We start from the raw sequence: 20,433 nt of genomic DNA on the forward strand, positions 1-20,433 counted from the left end.
AGCAGTAATTTTACATCACAATAATATGAAAGAAATAAAAAAAATAGCAGTTATGACTTCTGGGGGAGATGCCCCTGGAATGAATGCCGCAATTAGAGCTGTAGTTAGGTCTTGTGCCTATTATAGTTTAGGTTGTGTAGGTATATATAGAGGTTATGAAGGTCTTATAGAAAATGATCTTGTAGATTTAAGCGCTAGAAGCGTACATAACATAATTAACAAAGGAGGTACAGTTTTAAAATCAGCTAGATCTACAGAGTTTAGAACAAAAGAAGGAAGACAAAAAGCTTACGACAATTTGATAGAACGTGAAGTTGATGCTTTAGTTGTAATTGGAGGAGATGGATCTTTTACTGGTGCAGTTATTTTTAATGAAGAGTTTGGTTTTCCTGTAATCGGTATTCCAGGAACTATAGATAATGATATCTTTGGTACATCACATACTTTAGGTTATGATACAGCTCTTAATACAGCAGTAGAAGCTATAGATAAAATTAGAGATACAGCATCTTCTCATAATAGACTGTTTTTTGTAGAAGTTATGGGGCGTGATGCAGGTTTTATAGCATTAAATGCAGGAGTAGGAGCAGGAGCAGAAGAAATCTTAATTCCAGAAGAAGATTTAGGGTTAAATAGAATGCTAGAATCTTTAGAAAGAAGTAGAAGAGCAGGTAAATCATCTAGTATTGTTGTAGTAGCAGAAGGTGATAAATCTGGTAAAAATGTATACCAATTAGCAGAATACGTAGAAGAAAACTTACCAGAATATGATGTAAGAGTTAGTATTTTAGGTCATATGCAAAGAGGAGGTTCTCCTTCTTGTTTCGATAGAGTTTTAGCAAGTAGATTAGGTGTAAAAGCAGTAGAGTTACTTTTAGATGGTAAAACAAACCTAATGGTAGGTTTAAAAGATAATATAGTAATTAGTACAGATATTAAAGAAGCAATTTCTGGAGGTCATTCAATAAATTATGAACTTCTTAGAGTTTCTGATATTATAACAACATAAACAATAAACAATTAAAGATTAGTAAAATGATTAAAGTAGGAATTAACGGATTTGGAAGAATTGGAAGATTAGCATTCAGATCTACAGTAAATAGAAAAGATGTACAAGTAGTAGCAATTAATGATTTATTAGATGTAGATTATTTAGCTTACATGTTAAAATATGATTCAGTTCATGGTGCATTTGACGGTACTGTAGATGTAAAAGATGGTAAATTAATTGTAAACGGAAACGAAATTAGAATTACAGCAGAAAGAAACCCAGCAGATTTAAAATGGGATGAAGTTGGTGCAGAATACGTAATTGAGTCTACAGGATTTTTCTTAACAGAAGAAACTGCAGGATTACACTTACAAGCTGGTGCTAAAAAAGTAGTTTTATCTGCTCCTTCTAAAGATCATACTCCTATGTTTGTAATGGGTGTAAATAATACAGAATTAAAAGCAGATCAGAAGATTTTTTCTAATGCATCTTGTACTACTAACTGTTTATCTCCTATTGCAAAAGTATTAAATGACAACTGGGGAATCTCAGAAGGTTTAATGACAACTGTACACGCTGCAACTGCAACTCAAAAAACTGTTGATGGTCCTTCTATGAAAGACTGGAGAGGTGGACGTTCTGCTATCGGAAACGTAATTCCTTCTTCTACAGGAGCTGCAAAAGCTGTTGGAAAAGTAATTCCAGCTTTAAACGGGAAATTAACTGGTATGGCATTTAGAATTCCTACTATGGATGTTTCTGTTGTAGATTTAACTGTAAAGTTAGATAAGCCAGCTACATATGCAGAAATTTGTGCTGCAATGAAAGCTGCTTCAGAAAGTGGAGCTATGAAAGGTGTTTTAGGATATACTGAAGACATGGTGGTTTCTCAAGATTTTGTTGGAGATACTCGTACTTCTATCTTTGATGCTGGTGCAGGAATCGCTTTAAATGATAACTTCGTAAAAGTTGTTTCTTGGTATGATAACGAAATGGGTTATTCAACTAAGATTGTAGATTTAATTGAGTATTCTGCTTCTTTGTAGAACACAATTATACTTAACATAATAATAAAGCCTGATAGTTTATACATTATCAGGCTTTATTTATTTTTAACTTATTATAAAAAAGAATATATATGGAAATAGCAATTATTGCACATGATGGCAAAAAAGCAGAAATGGTTCAGTTTTTAAATGAGCATAAAGAAGTTTTGCTTAGAAAGAATATTAAATTAATTTCTACAGGAACAACAGGCTCTAAAGCCGAAAAAGCTGGTTTTGTAGTAACAAGATTTTTATCTGGTCCAATTGGTGGAGATGCTCAAATTGCAGCAAGAGTAGCAGAAGGTAAATGTAATATGGTTTTGTTTTTTAGAGACCCACATGAAAAACACCCACATGAACCAGATATTATAATGTTATTAAGAATTTGTGATGTTCATAATGTGCCGTTAGCAACAAACCCTGCTACAGCAGATTTATTAATGCGAGCTATTTAATAGCGATTGCACTAATTTCTACATTAACAAACTTAGGTAAATTGGCAACTTCTACTGTTTCTCTTGCAGGAGCAGTTTCTTCATTAAAATATTCTCCGTAAACAGCGTTTATTTCGGCAAAGTTGTTCATGTCAGAAATGAAAATTGATGTCTTAATTACGTTTTCAAAAGTCATTTCTGCAGCCGTTAAAACTTCTTTTAGGTTTTGCATTACTTGTTTAGTTTCTTCTTTAATAGAACCTAAAACAAGTTCTCCGTTTTCTGGGTTTATCGCAATTTGACCAGATGTATATAAGGTATTACCGCTTAATACAGCCTGATTGTATGGTCCTATAGGAGCAGGAGCTTTTGTTGTAGTTATTATTTTTTTCATTTGATGATAAATTTAAAGTTTGAAAATAAATATAAAAAAATGCTATTAATAAATTATGTAGTATATAAGGGTTAAAACAAAACTCTATCTGGTGGTTTATTTTTATCCCATTTTAAATCAGATAACATAGAAGATTTAACACCAATAAAAAATGTATAAGAAGAGTTTGTGCCAAAAGGAACCCAATTAAAATTGAATTGCCAACTATCTAAATCTCTAGTAAAATTAAATCTAGAAAAAGTAAAAGCCCCACCTTTAACATCATAACCAGAAGAATAGCCCATTTTCCATTTAGGAGAAAGTTCTAAATTTCCACTAAACATTATACTATGTATACCAACAGTTCCTGGGTCTATACCATTGTTGGTATAACTAGCAGAATAAGCTAAGTTTATAGACCATGGTATATCAGAATTGTATAATTGGGCTTTTTTGTTCTTATCTTCCTTATTCGTATTTATACCATTTTTTTGACCAAAACTATCTGTAGGGTTTATATCTGCACCAATAACATCTGGTGGTGCTTGTGATCCGTTTCCATTTTTATTTTTTTCTTTTTCTTTGTCTTTTCCAAAATCTTTACTAGAAATGGAATAATTTGCAGTTAAACTAGCGTTTGTTAATCTTAAAATATTGGCATTAAATTCATTTATTCTTACACCAGAACTATTTACTTTGTATGGATCCATAGATCCACTTAAGTTTACAGCTAGTTTGTCTTTAAATAATCTTGTTCCTGTAGAAAAGCTAACAGGAGACCAACGTAAACTATCAGCAGCAATATTGTAAGAACTACTAAAGTTTAAATTGTTTAAAATTGTAATTTTTTCATCTTCTTCATCACTATCAGGATCTTTAGGAGCAATTTTTGCCTCTAAAACATTGTTTAATGTAATACCAATAGAATTACTTAAACCAGAAGATGGAGCTCCATAAATACCTTCGTCAAATACAGTGTATTCGTCTAAATCTGTTGCATCTGCACTTTGTTGTACCTGTTTAATATATTTGTCTTTAAAATCTGGTCTATAAGAATAAGAAATAGAAGGTCTAAAAGTATGTCTAATCGTTTTTAATCGTCCTTTTTTAAAATTAAAAGTACCATAAATATTAGTAGATAAACTTAAACCTGCATTATATTCTCTATAGCTTTTAAATCCTCTTAAAGTATCAGTAACCACAACATTTTCTGTAACATCATAATCCTTTTGAATATAATCAAACTGCCAAGTTTCTTCATAATTTACACTTGGAGATAATGTGAAATATTTAAAAGCTTTAAGATTTGTGTTAGTTCCTGTTTTATGCTGCATTCCAGATCTAGCTGTTTCAAACATTTTACCTGTAAAAAACTCATCATCTGTAGTGTTTATTAAATATTGACCTTGCATGGTGTAATTAAACCCCATTTTTTGAATAGGTGTTTTTTGAACTCCGCCTTTACCTGCAAATGGATATACTCTATTCATATTTACAGTTAACGATGGCAATGTCATCGTAATTTCTTCTGTGTTTGTGTTCTGTTGATGTGAAGCTGTTAAGTTCATATTAAAGGGAGTACCAACAAAAGTTTTACTGTAATTTACAGAAGAATTAAATGTATTAGTTTGTGTTTGAGAAACATTATATTGATTTTGTGATTCTCTAAAAAACTTACTACTACCCATTCTTACTGATGCAGAGAATCTAGAATTTGGGCTCGCTTTAGAGTCAGGACTATGTGACCATGTAATATTAAAATTGTTTGATTTAGAATAATCATCAAAACCTCTAATGCCACTAATATTATTTTCAAAATTAAAATTAAAAGAACCACTATATTTATACCTTTTTCTATAGTTGGATGATATTCTTGTTCCCCAACTTCCGTTAGAATATGCATCACCCTGTACCGTTAAATCCATATAATCATTAATTGCAAAGTAATATCCACCATTTTGAAAACCAATACCTCTAGAACTACTACCAGTGTCAAACGAAGGAATTAAAAAGCCAGAAACACTAGTTTCTGTTATAGGAAAATAGGCAAAAGGAATAAAAATAGGTGTAGGTATATCAGCTAATACTAGATTACTTGTACCAACAATAATTTTTTTACCGGGTACAAGTTTTGCTTTGTCAGTTGCAATATAGTAATCTGGTATTTCTTTTTCTGACGTTGTAAATTTTATTTTCCTAATGTAAATAGTAGAATCGTTAACACGTTTCGTTTTTTCTCCATAAGTAAACATTTCACCTTGTTTCGTTTTTAAACCATAAATTAAGGCACGTTTACTTTTAAAATTATAAACCATAGAATCTTGTTCAGATTCTTGATTCCCTTGTTTAAAAACAGGACGTTGAACATAACCAGTACTATCTATAATACCTTTAGCAAAAAGTGTATTTTTCTTATAATCAATAATTATTACCCCTGCTTTTAAATCAATATCTGTATATGTTATATTTGCTTCATTATATAAAGTTACGGTTTTATCTTTTGCATTTTGTATTGTATAATCTTTAGCTACGTGTACAATAATATCTTCTATTGTTTCTTTTGGTTTAATAGAATCTAATAAAAGCGAATCTTTTTTGTTTGAAATCAAAGAATCTTTTTTACTTTTAAAAAGAGTGTCTATTTGTTTCATAATTGTAGTATCTTTTTTAATAGTGCTCTTTTTAGACTTATTGTCTTGAGAAAGGCCTATTTCTATAAAAAATAAACTACAGAATAAAAGTATGTATGATAGGTTTGTTTGCAATGCTTTAAATACTATTTTTGTATAAATGTTAAAAATATGGCTCAATATTTGAAGCACCAAATTTAAGATGCCAAAATTAGTTAAATTTTATTGATGCAAATTCAAGAAAACAACAAAATTAATATCAAAGCAAAAATTATTTTTATTTTATTTTTTGCAGTCTCTTTTTTGATGGCTTCATCATCAATGCTTGCTCAAAAAAAATACGTAATAGTTCTTGATGCAGGTCATGGTGGTAAAGATCCTGGTAATTTAGGAAACGGATATAGAGAGAAGAATATTGCCTTAAAAGTTGCTTTAGAAGTTGGTAAAGCTCTATCTAAAAATAAAGAAATAAAAGTTCTTTTTACAAGAAAAAAAGATGTTTTTGTAGATTTATGGAAAAGAGGAGATATTGCCAATAATGCAAAAGCAGATTTATTTGTGTCTATTCATTGTGATTCTCATACATCAAATGCTTACGGAGCAGGTACATTTGTTTTGGGTTTAAGAGGTAATAAAAAGAACTTAGAAATTGCTAAAAGAGAAAATGCGGCTATTTTTTTAGAAGATAATTTTAAAGATAGATATAAAGGTTTTGATAAAAATTCTGCAGAATCTGTTATAGGATTATCGCTTTTACAAGAAGAAAATTTAGATAAGAGTTTGGCCATAGCAAGTTTAATTCAGAATAATTTTGCATTTAAGTTAAAAAGAAACGATAGAAAAGTAAAACAAGATAATTTTCAGGTATTAAGAGAAACAATAATGCCAAGTGTTTTGGTAGAATTAGGTTTTTTAACAAATAAAAAAGAAGGAAGGTTCTTAAACTCTAAAAAAGGGCAAGAACAAATGGGAAGAGCAATAACAGATGCTGTGTTAAAATATGTAAATAATTTAAAATTAAATACAATTACCTCAGAAAGTACTATAGAAAACACTGTTGAGTATAAGGTTCAAATTGCATCAGGTAAAAATAAAATACCTACAAATCCTTATAATTTTAAGGGTTTAAAAGAAATTGAAAGAGTTGCTGTAGGTAAATATTTTAAGTATTATTATGGTAATAATTCAGATTATAATCAAGTAAAAAGATCTTTAAAAATAGCTAAGACCAAAGGTTTTACTTCAGCTTTTATTGTTGCTTTTAAGAACGGAGAAAAAATATCTGTAACCCAAGCTATTAAAATGCAATAGATTTAACGGTTTCAACCAAAAATAATTAGTAATATTGTTATTAAAATTTTTAATTCATGTCTAAAGAAATAAAAACAGGTATTGTTGCCGTAATTGTAATTGCTATATTTATATGGGGATATAATTTTTTAAAAGGGCAAAATTTGTTTGATACAAATACACGCAATTTTCAAGTGGAGTATAGTAATATTGCAGGTTTAAGTACATCTAGTCTTGTTACAATTAATGGTTTAAAAGTAGGTAAAGTTACCAGTATAGAATTTAATAAAAATATTACAAAAAAAGGGCACTTAGTTGTAAGTTTTATTTTAGATAATGATTTTTCTTTTTCTAAAAAAAGTATTGTTAAAATTTATTCACCAAGTCCTTTAGGTGGATCTAATTTGGCTATTATTCCAGAATATGAAGGAGAAAATGCTGTTTCAGGAGATGTATTAAAAGGAGAAATAGAGTCAAGTTTATTTACTTCAATTGGAGAAAGGTTAGACCCGATTCAAGCAAAGTTAGAACACGTAATTGTAAGTGCAGATTCATTATTTAAAAATGTAAATAATATTTTAGATATTAAAACTCAAAAAAGTTTAAAAAATTCTGTTAAATCACTAGAGTTTACTTTAAATGAAGTAAAAAAAACAATGTTATCTGTTAATGGTTTAATTGATTCTACGTCAGTAAATTTAAAAGAAAGTATTAAAAACACAAAATTGATTACAGATAATTTCTCTAGAGTTTCAGATACTTTAGCAAATGCTAATATTGGAGAAATTATGAGAAAAGCAGAGGTAACACTTACTTCTGCAAATTTATTATTAGAAGGAATCCATTCAGGTAAAGGAACTTTAGGCTTATTAGTTACAGATGATAAACTGTACAATAATATTACAACGATGTCTAAAGAATTAGAAAACTTGCTTAGAGAAATGAAATTAAACCCAAAACGTTTTGTACATTTCTCATTGTTTGGTAAAAGAGCAAAATCTTACTCACCCAAAAAAGAAACAGAATAAGTAGTATTTTAATCATTTAATTTTCAATATAATGCAATACTTACCAAATATATTATTTGCCATCGCTTTAGTATTAGGTGTTGGTTTTTTTACGATGAATATTCGTAAAATTTCAAGAAACATTAAATTAGGTAAAGATATAGATAGGTCAGATAAAAAGTCAGAAAGATTAAAGAATATGATAATGATTGCTCTAGGGCAATCTAAAATGGTAAAAAGACCTTTGTCTGGGGTTTTACACATTATTGTTTATGTGGGTTTTATTATTATTAATATAGAAGTTTTAGAAATTATTATAGATGGTTTATTTGGTACTCATAGAGTGTTTCTAGGTGTTTTAGGTAAAGGTTTTTATGGTTTCTTAATTGGAACATTTGAAATTTTAGCAACCTTAGTTTTTGTGGCTGTTGTTGTTTTTTGGTTGCGTAGAAATGTATCAAACATAAAAAGATTTTTAAGTAAAGAAATGAAAGGATGGCCTAAAAATGATGGTAATTATATTCTTTATTTCGAAATGGTTTTAATGACCTTGTTTTTGGTGATGAATGCAACAGATACAATATTTCAACAAGCAGGTGTTGGTAATATAATAAGTCAATTTATTGTGCCTTTTTTTGATGGTTTTTCGTCAGAATCAATTCATATAATTGAAAGAAGCGCTTGGTGGATTCATATTTTAGGAATTTTAGTTTTCTTAAATTATTTATATTATTCTAAACATTTACATATACTATTAGCTTTTCCAAATACATATTTTGCAAATTTAAACCCAAAAGGACAATTCAATAATCTAGAATCTGTTACTAATGAGGTAAAACTAATGATGGATCCTGATGCAGATCCTTATGCAATGCCTGCAGAAGGAGCAGAAGAAACTGTACCAGAAAAATTTGGAGCTTCAGATGTTGTAGATTTAAATTGGGTTCAATTAATGAATGCATATACATGTACAGAATGTGGTAGATGTACATCTTCTTGTCCTGCAAATTTAACTGGTAAACAATTGTCTCCTCGTAAAATTATGATGGATACAAGAGATCGTTTAGAAGAAGTAGGTAGAAATATAGATGCAAATAAAGGTTCTTTTGTAGATGATGGTAAGCAGTTGTTAAACGATTATATTACTCCAGAAGAACTTTGGGCATGTACAAGTTGTAATGCTTGTGTAGAAGAATGTCCAGTAAATATTGACCCACTATCTATTATTATGGATATGAGAAGATATTTAGTAATGGAAGAAAGTGCAGCACCACAAGAATTAAATATGATGATGACAAACATCGAAAATAATGGTGCTCCTTGGCAATACAATCAACAAGATAGATTGAATTGGGCAAACGAAGAGTAAATAGTTTGCAGTTTTCAGTAGCAGTTAGCAGCTAGATTTTAAGAAGAAGTAACTAATATACTGTCACTTCGAGTGAATTTATGAGGAACGAATAAATTTGTATCGAGAAGTTTTTAACAATTAAACGTTTCAACGAATAAACAATTAAACATTTTATTATGAACGTACCAACAATGGCAGATTTAATGGCTCAAGGTAAGCAACCAGAAGTGTTGTTTTGGGTTGGCGCAGCAGGAAGTTATGATGATAGAGCAAAAAAAATATCAAGAGCATTCGTAAAAATATTACATCAAGCAAATGTAGATTTTGCAGTTTTAGGAACAGAAGAATCATCTACAGGAGATGCAGCAAAAAGAGCAGGAAATGAGTTTTTATTTCAAATGCAAGCAATGATGAATATTGAGGTATTAAATGGATATGAAGTAAAGAAAATTGTTACTTGTGATCCACATTCATTTAATACACTTAAAAATGAATACCCTTCATTAGGTGGTAAATATGAAGTTTTTCATCACACTCAATTTATTCAGAATTTGATTTCAGAAGGACGTTTAAAAATAGATAGTACAACTTTAAAAGGGAAAAAAGTAACCTTTCATGACCCTTGTTACTTAGGAAGGGCAAACAATGTTTATGAGTCTCCTAGAGAATTAATTAAAAGATTAGGAGTTAATTTAACAGAAATGAAACGCAACAAAGCAACAGCTTTATGTTGTGGTGCAGGTGGTGCCCAAATGTTTAAAGATGCAGAAAAAGGAGATAAAGAAATTAATGTTTTAAGAACAGAAGATGCTTTAGAAACAAAACCTAATATTATTGCAACTGGTTGTCCTTATTGTAATACAATGATGACAGATGGAATAAAATTTAAAGAAAAAGAAGCGGAAGTAGAAGTTAAAGATATTGCAGAATTAATTGCTGAAGCAAACAATTTATAAGAATGAAAAACTTTTTATTTTTTGCAGTTTTATGTTTTCTAAGTGTAAATAGTTTAAGAGCTCAAACTAAAGAAGAGGCTAACTATTTAAAAGTAATCGCTCTAAGTTTACCAGATCAATATATTAAATCAAATTCAGAATTATTTTTTACAATTCAAATTGGAGCTTATCAAAATGAAAACAAAACTTTAGAAACATTAGCAAATGTTACAACAACTAAAGAAGATACTCTTAATAAATATAGATTAGGAGAGTTTTTAACTTACAAAGAAGCAGTCGAATATAAAAATATGCTTTTAAGTGTTTGTAATGATGCTTTTATTGTTCCTATTAAAAATGGTAAGCGCATTCATATTAAAGAAGCTTTAAAATTAGGTGCTATTTAATAAATGATTAAAAATTATATAAAAGCTGCACGTTTAAGAACATTGCCTCTATCTGTTTCTGGTATTATTGTTGGAAGTTTTATAGGGTATCAAGATTATTTGAAAGACCTTGAGATATTTAGTTGTTGTTTTGGTTGTCCTTCAATTTTACAATCTCCAATTTTCTGGTTAGCAATTCTAACCACAATTGGTTTTCAGGTATTATCAAACTTTGCAAATGATTATGGAGATGGAGTTAAAGGTTCAGATAAAAATAGGACAGGAGAAGCAAGAATGGTTTCATCAGGAGCAATAACTCCAAAGCAAATGAAATCTGCTATGATAGTAACAACTATTATTACTTTAATAGTTGCTCTATTATTGATTTACGTTTCATTTGGTAAAGAAAATTTTGGGTATTCAATTTTATTCTTTGGTCTTGGAATTGCATCTATTGCAGCTGCTATAAAATATACAGTTGGTAATTCTGCTTATGGTTACAGTGGTTTTGGAGATGTTTTTGTATTTCTATTCTTTGGCTTATTAAGTGTAGTTGGAAGTTATTTTTTATATACAAAGCATATAAATTGGCAAATATTTTTGCCAGCAATTTCTATTGGTTTGTTAAGTACAGCTGTTTTAAATTTGAACAATTTAAGAGATAGGGTAGAAGATAAAAAGAACAAAAAAAATACATTAGTTGTAAAACTAGGAAATAAAAAAGCAAAAAAATATCATTATTTTTTAATATTAGGAGCTTTAGTTTCTGCATTGGTTTATACATTTTTAGATTTTAGAACTATTTATCAATTCGTTTTTTTGATTGCATTTGTACCTTTAATTAAAAATGTAAAAACAGTAGCTATCAATAAAAATCCTGCTGAGTTAGACTCTGAATTAAAAAAAGTAGCTTTAAGTACATTTTTGTTTTCAATTCTTTTTGGAATTGGGCAACTTTTGTAAATTTTAAGCATCAAATAAATAAATTATGAATATTACATTTTTAGGGCATTCTTGTTTTTCAATAGAAATTAATGGAATTTATATTTTAATAGATCCATTTATTACAGGAAATGCATTAGCTTCTCATATTGATATTTCTACTTTAAAAGTAGATTATATTTTGTTAACTCATGCGCATCAAGATCATGTTTTAGATGTTGAGGTGATTGCAGAAAGAACAAACGCTATAATTGTTTCTAACTATGAAATTGCCACGTATTATGGTGCTAAAGACTTAAATGTATTCGCATTAAATCATGGAGGAACTTTTAAATCAGATAATTTTTCTGCGAAATATGTAAATGCAATTCATACTTCTTCTTTTGCAGATGGAACTTATGGAGGAGAACCTGGTGGTTTTGTTATCTCATCAAAAAATAGAAATATTTATATTGCAGGTGATACAGCTGTAACTATGGATATGAAATTGATTCCTTTGTCAGTAAAATTAGATGCAGTAATTTTACCTATTGGTGATACTTTTACAATGGGTGTAGAAGATGCAATTTTAGCAAGTAATTTAGTAGAATGTAATAAGGTTATAGCATGTCATTTTAACACATTTCCTCCTATAGAAATAGATGTAAATGAAGCTAAAAATCAGTTTGCATCAAAAGAAAAGGAACTAATTCTATTACAAATAGGAGAAAATTTAAGTTTATAAAATGAAAACAATAAAAATAATTTTAGGAATCATTTCTGTATTTGTAATAGCTTTTTTCCTTACAGGGTTAATTGTTAAGAAAACAGATTACTCAGCAGAAGTTATGGTAAATAAACCTATTGAAGAAGTTTTTAAAACATTTAATAATTCGGAGAATATTAAAAACTGGATTCCAGAAATTAAATCTTTTGATGTTGTTTCTGAAAATCCAGGTAAAACAGGGTCTATTTATAAAATTGTAATAGATGCTAATGGTGAAGAGATTACTATGACAGAAAAAGTGCTTGCTTTTGTGCCTAATGAAAAAGTGACATTGTTTTTTGATGCAGAAAATATGTTAAAAAGAGATGATTATATTTTTACATCAGAAGAAGGTGTAACTACAATCACTTTAAACTCAAGTTGCCAAAGTGAATCATATGTTATGGCTTGTATGTTTCCTTATTTTAAAGGAACCTTTAGAGATCAAGATCAATCTTATTTAAATAATTTTAAAGCATATATAGAAAAATAATAACTCTTTCTTTTGATAAAAGCCAATTACAAAAAATACATTCTCGATTTTAAAAACCCAAGTGGAACTTCACGTGGTGTTTTAAGAACTAAAGAAACTTGGTTTATCGTTTTAGAAGAAAATGGTAAAACAGGTATTGGAGAAACAGGTTTGTTTAGAGGTTTAAGTGTAGATGATGTTTCTAATTATGAAGAAAAATTAATTTGGACTTGTAGTAATATATCAAAAGGACTTGAGTGGTTGCTAAATGAATTATTAGAGTTTCCATCAATTCAATTTGGATTAGAACAAGCTTATTTATCTTTAAAAAGTAAAGATCAATTTCAGCTGTTTCCTTCAGAATTTACAAAAGGAAAAGAAACGATTGCTATAAATGGCTTAATCTGGATGGGAGAGAAAGAGTTCATGAAAAAGCAGATTAAAGAGAAGTTAAAAACCGGATTTTCATGCATTAAAATGAAAATTGGTGCCATTGATTTTGAGGCAGAAATAGAACTTTTAAAGTCAATTAGAAATGAGTTTTCATCAAAGGAAATAGAACTAAGAGTAGATGCAAATGGAGCTTTTATTCCTAAGAATGCTTTAGATAAGTTACAAAGATTGTCAGAGTTAGATATTCATTCGATAGAACAACCCATAAAACAAGGTTTGGTGAATGAAATGGCAGAATTATGTGCAAAAACACCTTTGCCAATTGCGTTAGATGAAGAACTAATTGGTGTATTTTCTTCGGAAGCAAAAAAGAAATTATTAACAGCAATTAAACCTCAATATATTATTTTAAAACCTAGTTTAATAGGCGGTTTTGTAGGTAGTTTAGAATGGATTAATTTAGCTAAAGAAAATAAATGTGATTGGTGGATAACTTCTGCATTAGAAAGTAATGTTGGTTTAAATGCAATTGCTCAATTTACACACACTTTAAAAAGTAGCTTACCACAAGGTTTAGGAACTGGAGGTTTATTTACCAATAATTTTGAAAGCCCGTTAGAAGTTAAAAAGGGAACTTTACAATATAATCCAGATAAATACTGGAAATTTAATTTATAAAAATGAATTTTATACAACAAGCATATAAAGGAAACAATGAATGGTTTCATTGGGTGTTAACAATTTTTATAGTATTTATAGGTTGGCAAATTTTAGGAGGCATTCCTTTAATGGCTTTAGCTTATTCATATTCAGCTAATTTAGCAGAATTTACAAAAGCTGCTCAAGACAATTTTATGACCTTAGGGATTGATAAAAATCTTTTTCTTTTCTTTATGATTTTGATGTTTATTTTTGGCCTAATTAGTCTTATAATTGGAGTTAAATATTTACATAAAAGAACAATAAAGTCTTTAATAACAAGTAGAAATTCTCTAGATTGGAATCGTTTTTGGTTTGGTTTTTTAACTTGGGGTATTATTGCTTCTGTGGTAATTGTAATAGGTATTTATTTATCTCCAGAAAATTATATTTGGAATTTTAAAGCAAAACCGTTTTTTACTTTAGTAGCTGTATCTTTTTTATTTTTACCTTTTCAAACTTCGTTTGAAGAATTACTTTTTAGAGGTTATTTTATGCAAGGTTTAGGTATTTTAGCAAAAAATAGATGGGTGCCATTAATTTTAACATCTGTTTGTTTTGGTTTATTACATGGTGCAAACCCAGAAGTAGAAAAGCTAGGATATATTTCTATGGTTTTTTATATTGGTACAGGTTTGTTTTATGGGATTACAACTTTAATGGATGAAGGAACAGAATTAGCACTTGGTTTGCATGCAATAAATAACATTGTAGCTGCTTTTTTTGTAACTACAAATTGGACTGTTTTTCAAACGGATGCTTTGTATATAGATACATCTGAACCTTCTGTTGGTTGGGAAATGTTTTTTCCTGTATTAGTTTTATATCCATTAATGTTATTTATGTTTTCTAAAAAATATGGTTGGACCAATTGGTTAGAAAAACTTACAGGAAAAATTGAAAAACCTTTAAACTTAAAAGAGAACTATAGAGTTTTAGAAGATTGAAAATAGATAGATTTCATAGAGATTTTAAATTAAATGGAATTTCATTTTCGTCTGTAAATGAGATTCTTAATTATAGTTTTAATTTTTCAGAAGAAATTCATTCTTTTTTAAAAAAATGGTTTTCTAAAGAAGATTTTATTGTAGTACAAACTTCTGGTTCTACGGGAAAACCAAAAAAAATTAAATTACAAAAAAGACAGATGATAAATTCTGCTCTAACTACAGGAAACTATTTTAATTTAAAAGAAAAAACAGCTGCTTTACTATGTTTATCTGTTGGTTATGTTGCTGGTAAAATGATGTTTGTAAGAGCCTTAACTTTAGGGTGGCATTTAGATGTAATAAAAACAAATTCTTTTCCATTAAAAGAAATTGAAAAAGAATATGATTTTTCTGCAATGGTACCTTTGCAATTAGAAAATTCAATAGAAAAAATTAAATTTATAAAGAAATTAATTGTTGGTGGAGGTGTAGTGTCTAAAAAGCTACAAGAGAAGCTGCAAAACTCTACTTGTAACGTTTACGCTACTTATGGTATGACTGAGACTATAACACATATTGCAATTAAGAAATTAAATAATTTAAAAATTATGCCTAATTTTTATAATGTTTTACCTGGAATTAATATTTACAAAGACATTAGAGGTTGTTTGGTTGTTAAAGCTTTAGATGTATCTGATGAAATTGTTTTTACAAATGATATTATTGATTTAATTTCTGAAAACAAATTTAAATGGTTAGGACGTTTTGATAATGTTATTAATTCTGGTGGAGTTAAATTACATCCAGAAATAATAGAAGAAAAATTATCGGTAATTATTTCTAATCGTTTTTTTGTAGCAGGTATTCCTGATGAAAAACTAGGAGAAAAATTAGTTTTAATTGTAGAAGGAGATTTTAAAGAAATAAGTTTTTCTAATGTAAACTTACATAAGTTTGAAATTCCTAAAGAAATTTATTTTGTGAATAAATTTATAGAAACTAAAACAAAAAAAATCCAACGTTCTAAAACAATAAATTTTATTTTTTAATCTAAATTTAAAAGATAATCTCTTAAATCTACATTTTCTCCTAAATTCATTTTCTTTTTAATTCTATAACGCCCTGTTTGTACAGATCGTGGGTCAATCAATAAAATTTTTGCTATTTCTTTTGTATGTAAATGAAGTTTTATAAACATACAATGTCTTAGTTCTGTTTCTGTAATTGTAGGGTGTCTAGATATTAGTTTATCATAAAAATTATCATATACAGCATTAAAATGCTTTTTTAAAGTATTCCATTCATCATCACTTTCTAAAACTTTATCAATTTGATTTATAATGCTTTTTAATGTTGTAGTTTCTTTTGTTTTTAGGCTTTTTATATCTGCTTTTATTTCTTTGAAATATTGTTTGTTATGTAATAAATTGGTAGATAATGTTATTATTTTTTTATCTTTTTTTAGGTTTTCAATATTTAAGTTGTTAATTTTTTTTTCTTTTATTAATTGTTTTTTTTTAGAGTTTTCAATAATGAAATAATACCCAAATAAAGAGATTATAAATAAAATTGAAATCAATGAAACCAAAAATTTTAAATTATAATTAGTCCCCTCTAAACTTTCTTTTTGAAGCAAGGTTTTTTCGTATTCAAATTTATTATTTAAATCTTTTATTTGATGTTCTAAATCTTTATTGGTTTTATTCTTATTATCTAAAATAAAGGGCAAAATTTTAGGGTTTTCATGTCCAATTAGTTCTAAACTAAAAATACAATCACTAGATTCTTTATATGCTTGATGAACCTCTACACTTATAATATTTTTTCCATTGTTAAAAATATTTTTATCAACATAATGTAAATTAAATTCGCTTTCTTTAGCTCCTTTAATAGTGTTTGATGAAAGTGTTATGTTTGTAATTTCGATATCAGAAGGCATATTGTCTCTAAATATTTCTTTTCCATTTACATAAACAACAGCACCATCGTCTTTTTGCAATCTAATTTCATAAGCAATATAGTTGTTATTAATAAAGATTTTCTTTTTAAAATACTTGGTAATATGTTTTTTTTCTTTTTTTTTACCAAAACTAATTTCAGTATTATTTATTTCATCTCCATATCCAAGTGGTGATTTTCCTTTTTTCCAATCAGAAAAATTATTAATATTTATCCAATCATTTTCTAAATAACCTTGATCGTAATAATGCCAAGAATCTTCATTTTTAATTAAAACTTCTTGTGCAATAAATGAATTTGATAAAATAGAAAGAACAAAGGGAATAATAATTTTAATTAACCGTAAATGTTTCATTATTAAGTAGCTTTATTTTTTTATGTACAAATATAGTAGTTATATTTAGTTATTTTATTGTTTGTAGTAGATTAGTAGTCATTTATTATGGTATTATGTTTTAAGATAATATATATTTGAACTTGATTATTAAAGTCATGTGTAATAAAAAAAATTGGGGGATTAAACTTATTGCATTTTAATGTCAAGAATAAAAAGTCGTGATCATTTGATCACGACTTTTGTATTTTTCAAATATCTTTTTCTTTTTCAAACAAAAAAATACTTTTCAAATTTATAAAGTTTTTTATTTGGTATTATTTTTGATATTTTTGAAGAAAATTCTTCTTATGAAAAAAGTATTATTTAGTTTATTATTGTGTTTATTTGTAATTGATATCAGTAATGCACAAGATTTGGTTACTGAGTTTGCAGATACTTTTTCTGTAAATTGGGAGACTAATTATAAAAAGGCATTAAAAAAATCTAAAAAAGAAAAAAAACCAGTTCTTATATATTTTACAGGATCAGATTGGTGTGGCCCCTGTAAAGTTTTAGATAAAAAATTGTTTCATACAGAAAAATTTAAAGCTATTGCAGATAAAGATTTAATTTTATATGAAGCAGATACTCCTAGAAATAAAGATATTGTTTCTCCTGAAAAATTAGAAATTACAAATGATTTAAAAAGAAAATTTAAAATACATTCTTTTCCAACCTTAGTTTTTGTAAACCATAAAGGAAAAATGATAGGATATAAAAAAGGTTTAATTCTAACAGAATATTATTATCCATTTATACAGTCTGTTATTGAAAATTATTAACAAAAAAAAACCAAAGCATAAGCTTCGGTTTTTTTGGATTCTTTGTTAGAAGAATAAATTATTTTTGATTGATAACTCTAAAAGTTGTTCTTCTATTTGCTCTATGTTCTGCTTCAGTACAAGAAACTCCATCTGCACATCTGTTAGTTAATTTAGATTCTCCAAAACCGTTACCAGTTAATTGGCTAGGGTTTACTCCTTTAGAAATTAAGTAATTGGTTACAGCCTGAGCTCTTCTTTCAGATAAATCTTGATTAGAAGCTTTAGTCCCTCTTGAATCTGTATGAGATTCTAAGGCAACTGCTACACCATCTTTTAATACTGGTAATAATCTAGAGTCAATAATTCTTTTAGCACCAGAAGTTAAAGTAGCACTTCCTAAGTTCCAGTTAATTGGTAAAATAGTATTGTTAACTAAAGAACACTCAACTTCTTTCCAAGTAGTTAAACCACCTTTATTAACTAAGATTTCTTTAGTTACTGTTTTATATTTAGCAGCAATAGTTACTTCTTCTTGCCAAGCATCTTTTACTAAAACTGTTTTTTTGATACTTCCATAAACTGCAGGAATTTCAACAGATTTAGTAGTTGGAGGTGTTACCATTACTCTTTTAGTATAAGTTTTTTCATAACCAGGAACTTCACTAGAAGCAGTTGTTGCGTCTTTAGCTAATTTAGTTAATGGTACAGTTACAAATTTAGCAGGTACTGGTTTATAACACCAATATCTACAATCATTTGGGTCACTAGATTCACAATCAGGAGCTTTTTCACTCATTTCCCAGTTTGCAGAAGCAGCTTTAGTTTCAATAGTTTCTGTATCTGAGCTAAAAGTTGCAGCAATAACTCTTAATTTGTTTGCATCTTCTTTAGCTGTATAAGTAATAGTTTTAGTTTCCCAAACTGCAGGTACTACAACTAAACGTTGTCCAGCTTCTTTAATTAAAACTCTTTCAGTTACTGTTTCATACTCAGCAGGATGTGTTACAATTCTTTTGTAAGCAGGTGCTATTTCAATTGTTACATCTTCATTTTTCCATACTTCAGGAGTTTTACAACGTACATAACATTTTCCTGGTTCTGGATTTTCAGGTAAGTCTTGAGCAAATGCTACTGCTCCAAACATTAAAAGCATTCCGCTAAATAAAATTTTTTTCATAATTAATCTGTTTTTGATTTTTAGTTCGTTATTGTGACACACAATTATTTCGTAAGTCACATGTAATTTACAAAAAAAAACAAATTTGTTAAAATTATGTTAATAAAAATATAATTTAAATTACAACTTATTGTAAAACAGGCTTTTAATAATTCCGTCTGAAAGACCAATTTTAGGAACAAATATTTTTCTTGCTCCACTCCATTTCATGGCAGATAAATAAATTTTTGTAGCAGGAATTATAACATCTGCTCTATCTGGATTTAAGCTTAGTTCAGAAATTCTTTCATTATAGGTCATTTGTTTTAAAAACTGATATTGAGCATTTAAATAAATATAAGAAATAGGTTTTCCTTCTGTTCTACCAGACATTTTAAAAAGTTTGTTAATGTTACCTCCAGAGCCAATTAAGGATATTTTTTTTAAGTTTTTGGTATTCTTTTTAATCCATTTTTCAACATTAACAAAAATTTCTTTATTCACAGATTTTTTATTATTTAATAAACGTACAGTTCCCATTTTAAAAGATTTAGAAGCAATTATTTTTCCTTTAGAAAACACTGTAAATTCTGTACTACCACCACCAACATCAACATATAAATAAGAGCTATCTCCTTCTATTAAGTGATTTAAATCTGTAGAAGAAATTATAGCAGCTTCTTCTTTTCCTCCAATAATATCTATTTGAACACCTGTTTTGGAAAGAATTTTTTCTACAACTTCTTTACCGTTTTCTGCTTCTCTCATGGCAGAAGTAGCACAAGCTTTATATCTTTCTACACCATGAACATCCATTAATAATTTAAACGCTTCTAAAGCATTTATCATTCTAGATGTATTTGCTTTGCTAATAGAACCTTTAACAAAAGCATCTGCGCCCAAACGTATAGGCACACGTACTAAAGAAGATTTTTTAAATTGAGGTTCTTTGTCTTCTGATACTATTACATTAGATATTAAAAGTCTTATAGCATTAGACCCAATATCGATAGCACCGTATTTTTTAATTTCTAACAAATTATTTTATTTATGATTTTTAGGGAATTCAATCATAAAAGTTTTCCCTTTTTTTATATTTTTCCAGTGTTTTTCATCAAATTTAATTCCAATAACTCCACAAGTCGTTACATGAGAAATAGGTTTATTACCAAACTTATTTACAAATGAATTAATACCATGATCATGACTAAAAATAATGGCAGAATTAAAACCATCATCTAAGGCATTTACAGTTTTTACTAAATAACCATCACTAAAACTATAAAGTTGTCTTTTTATTTGAAGATTAGACAATGGGTATTCGAAATTTTCACAAAAAATTACAGCTGTGTGGAGTGCTCTATTTGCGCTACTAGAAACAAAAACGTCTGGTCTGTCAATTTTCTTTGACAAAAATTTAGACATTAAATGTGAGTCTTTAATTCCTCGTTTTTTTAAAGGTCTGTCAATATCTTCAATTCCAGAGTATTCCCAAGAAGATTTTGCATGCCTAACTATGTATAAAGTTTTCATCCAATTTTAATTGTTGAATTGT

General features: G+C 28.1%; 21 protein-coding genes. 15 read left to right on the plus strand and 6 right to left on the minus strand.

Annotated features, from left to right (window positions below; translation table 11 throughout):
* The first annotated feature begins 25 nt into the window (after window positions 1–25).
* The 3 genes from pfkA (at window position 26) to ABJG40_RS09940 (ending at window position 2,492) form a co-directional block, all read left to right on the plus strand.
* Complete coding sequence (pfkA, locus tag ABJG40_RS09930; RefSeq protein WP_348024420.1) at window positions 26–1,009, plus strand: 6-phosphofructokinase; 984 nt, start codon at window positions 26–28, stop codon at window positions 1,007–1,009.
* A gap of 26 nt (window positions 1,010–1,035) precedes the next feature.
* Window positions 1,036–2,037: a type I glyceraldehyde-3-phosphate dehydrogenase gene (gap, locus tag ABJG40_RS09935; RefSeq protein WP_348024421.1), complete on the plus strand. Its 1,002-nt coding sequence runs from the start codon at window positions 1,036–1,038 to the stop codon at window positions 2,035–2,037.
* Between the two features lie 92 nt (window positions 2,038–2,129).
* Window positions 2,130–2,492, plus strand: a complete 363-nt coding sequence (locus ABJG40_RS09940) for a methylglyoxal synthase (protein WP_348024422.1) — start codon at window positions 2,130–2,132, stop codon at window positions 2,490–2,492.
* Here ABJG40_RS09940 and ABJG40_RS09945 read toward each other — a convergent pair.
* On the minus strand, window positions 2,485–2,865 hold the full coding sequence (locus ABJG40_RS09945) for a RidA family protein (protein WP_348024423.1): 381 nt from the start codon (window positions 2,863–2,865) through the stop codon (window positions 2,485–2,487). The genes ABJG40_RS09940 and ABJG40_RS09945 overlap by 8 nt on opposite strands.
* Before the next feature lie 71 nt (window positions 2,866–2,936).
* Window positions 2,937–5,495 (minus strand): putative LPS assembly protein LptD, encoded by a 2,559-nt coding sequence (locus ABJG40_RS09950; protein ID WP_348024424.1) that lies wholly within the window; start codon window positions 5,493–5,495, stop codon window positions 2,937–2,939.
* Window positions 5,496–5,702: 207 nt separating this feature from the next.
* On the opposite strand from ABJG40_RS09950, the gene ABJG40_RS09955 reads away from it, so the two are divergent.
* The 11 genes from ABJG40_RS09955 (at window position 5,703) to ABJG40_RS10005 (ending at window position 15,672) form a co-directional block, all read left to right on the plus strand.
* The gene (locus tag ABJG40_RS09955; protein WP_348024425.1) at window positions 5,703–6,785 is read left to right on the plus strand and encodes an N-acetylmuramoyl-L-alanine amidase; all 1,083 of its coding nucleotides are present in this window, start codon (window positions 5,703–5,705) and stop codon (window positions 6,783–6,785) included.
* Window positions 6,786–6,841: 56 nt separating this feature from the next.
* Entirely contained in the window at window positions 6,842–7,792 is a 951-nt protein-coding gene (locus tag ABJG40_RS09960) for an MlaD family protein (protein WP_348024426.1), read from the plus strand.
* A gap of 31 nt (window positions 7,793–7,823) precedes the next feature.
* Window positions 7,824–9,140, plus strand: a complete 1,317-nt coding sequence (locus ABJG40_RS09965; RefSeq protein ID WP_348024427.1) for a (Fe-S)-binding protein — start codon at window positions 7,824–7,826, stop codon at window positions 9,138–9,140.
* Between the two features lie 158 nt (window positions 9,141–9,298).
* Window positions 9,299–10,078 (plus strand): (Fe-S)-binding protein, encoded by a 780-nt coding sequence (locus ABJG40_RS09970; protein ID WP_348024428.1) that lies wholly within the window; start codon window positions 9,299–9,301, stop codon window positions 10,076–10,078.
* 2 nt (window positions 10,079–10,080) lie between these two features.
* The gene (locus ABJG40_RS09975; protein ID WP_348024429.1) at window positions 10,081–10,464 is read left to right on the plus strand and encodes a hypothetical protein; all 384 of its coding nucleotides are present in this window, start codon (window positions 10,081–10,083) and stop codon (window positions 10,462–10,464) included.
* A 3-nt stretch (window positions 10,465–10,467) separates the two neighbouring features.
* A complete protein-coding gene (gene menA / locus ABJG40_RS09980) occupies window positions 10,468–11,406 on the plus strand; it encodes a 1,4-dihydroxy-2-naphthoate octaprenyltransferase (protein ID WP_348024430.1) in 939 nt (312 codons plus the stop codon).
* A gap of 25 nt (window positions 11,407–11,431) precedes the next feature.
* The gene (locus tag ABJG40_RS09985) at window positions 11,432–12,109 is read left to right on the plus strand and encodes a metal-dependent hydrolase (protein WP_348024431.1); all 678 of its coding nucleotides are present in this window, start codon (window positions 11,432–11,434) and stop codon (window positions 12,107–12,109) included.
* 1 nt (window position 12,110) lies between these two features.
* Window positions 12,111–12,623 (plus strand): SRPBCC family protein, encoded by a 513-nt coding sequence (locus ABJG40_RS09990; protein ID WP_348024432.1) that lies wholly within the window; start codon window positions 12,111–12,113, stop codon window positions 12,621–12,623.
* Window positions 12,624–12,635: 12 nt separating this feature from the next.
* Window positions 12,636–13,673 carry an o-succinylbenzoate synthase gene (locus tag ABJG40_RS09995; RefSeq protein WP_348024433.1) on the plus strand — a complete coding sequence of 346 codons (1,038 nt, stop codon included), beginning with the start codon at window positions 12,636–12,638 and terminating at the stop codon, window positions 13,671–13,673.
* A gap of 2 nt (window positions 13,674–13,675) precedes the next feature.
* Window positions 13,676–14,641, plus strand: a complete 966-nt coding sequence (locus ABJG40_RS10000) for a lysostaphin resistance A-like protein (protein WP_348024434.1) — start codon at window positions 13,676–13,678, stop codon at window positions 14,639–14,641.
* Entirely contained in the window at window positions 14,638–15,672 is a 1,035-nt protein-coding gene (locus ABJG40_RS10005) for an AMP-binding protein (protein WP_348024435.1), read from the plus strand. The genes ABJG40_RS10000 and ABJG40_RS10005 overlap by 4 nt, the downstream gene beginning before the upstream one ends.
* On the opposite strand, the gene ABJG40_RS10010 is transcribed toward ABJG40_RS10005, so the two are convergent.
* Entirely contained in the window at window positions 15,669–16,937 is a 1,269-nt protein-coding gene (locus ABJG40_RS10010) for a hypothetical protein (protein WP_348024436.1), read from the minus strand. The two genes, ABJG40_RS10005 and ABJG40_RS10010, sit on opposite strands and share 4 nt — an antisense overlap.
* 329 nt (window positions 16,938–17,266) lie before the next feature.
* Between ABJG40_RS10010 and ABJG40_RS10015 the strand changes: the two genes are divergently transcribed.
* A complete protein-coding gene (locus tag ABJG40_RS10015; RefSeq protein WP_348024437.1) occupies window positions 17,267–17,740 on the plus strand; it encodes a thioredoxin family protein in 474 nt (157 codons plus the stop codon).
* Window positions 17,741–17,798: 58 nt separating this feature from the next.
* Here ABJG40_RS10015 and ABJG40_RS10020 read toward each other — a convergent pair whose 3' ends face one another.
* From ABJG40_RS10020 to ABJG40_RS10030, 3 genes are all read right to left on the minus strand, one after another.
* Window positions 17,799–18,899, minus strand: coding sequence for an OmpA family protein (locus ABJG40_RS10020; RefSeq protein WP_348024438.1), 1,101 nt, complete (start codon window positions 18,897–18,899; stop codon window positions 17,799–17,801).
* Between the two features lie 120 nt (window positions 18,900–19,019).
* Window positions 19,020–19,916: an exopolyphosphatase gene (locus tag ABJG40_RS10025; RefSeq protein WP_348024439.1), complete on the minus strand. Its 897-nt coding sequence runs from the start codon at window positions 19,914–19,916 to the stop codon at window positions 19,020–19,022.
* Window positions 19,917–19,922: 6 nt separating this feature from the next.
* Window positions 19,923–20,411, minus strand: coding sequence for a histidine phosphatase family protein (locus tag ABJG40_RS10030; RefSeq protein ID WP_348024440.1), 489 nt, complete (start codon window positions 20,409–20,411; stop codon window positions 19,923–19,925).
* Window positions 20,412–20,433 lie beyond the last annotated feature (22 nt).

The sequence above is a fragment of the Polaribacter sp. genome (assembly GCF_039939415.1).
In the GTDB taxonomy this organism is placed as follows: domain Bacteria; phylum Bacteroidota; class Bacteroidia; order Flavobacteriales; family Flavobacteriaceae; genus Polaribacter.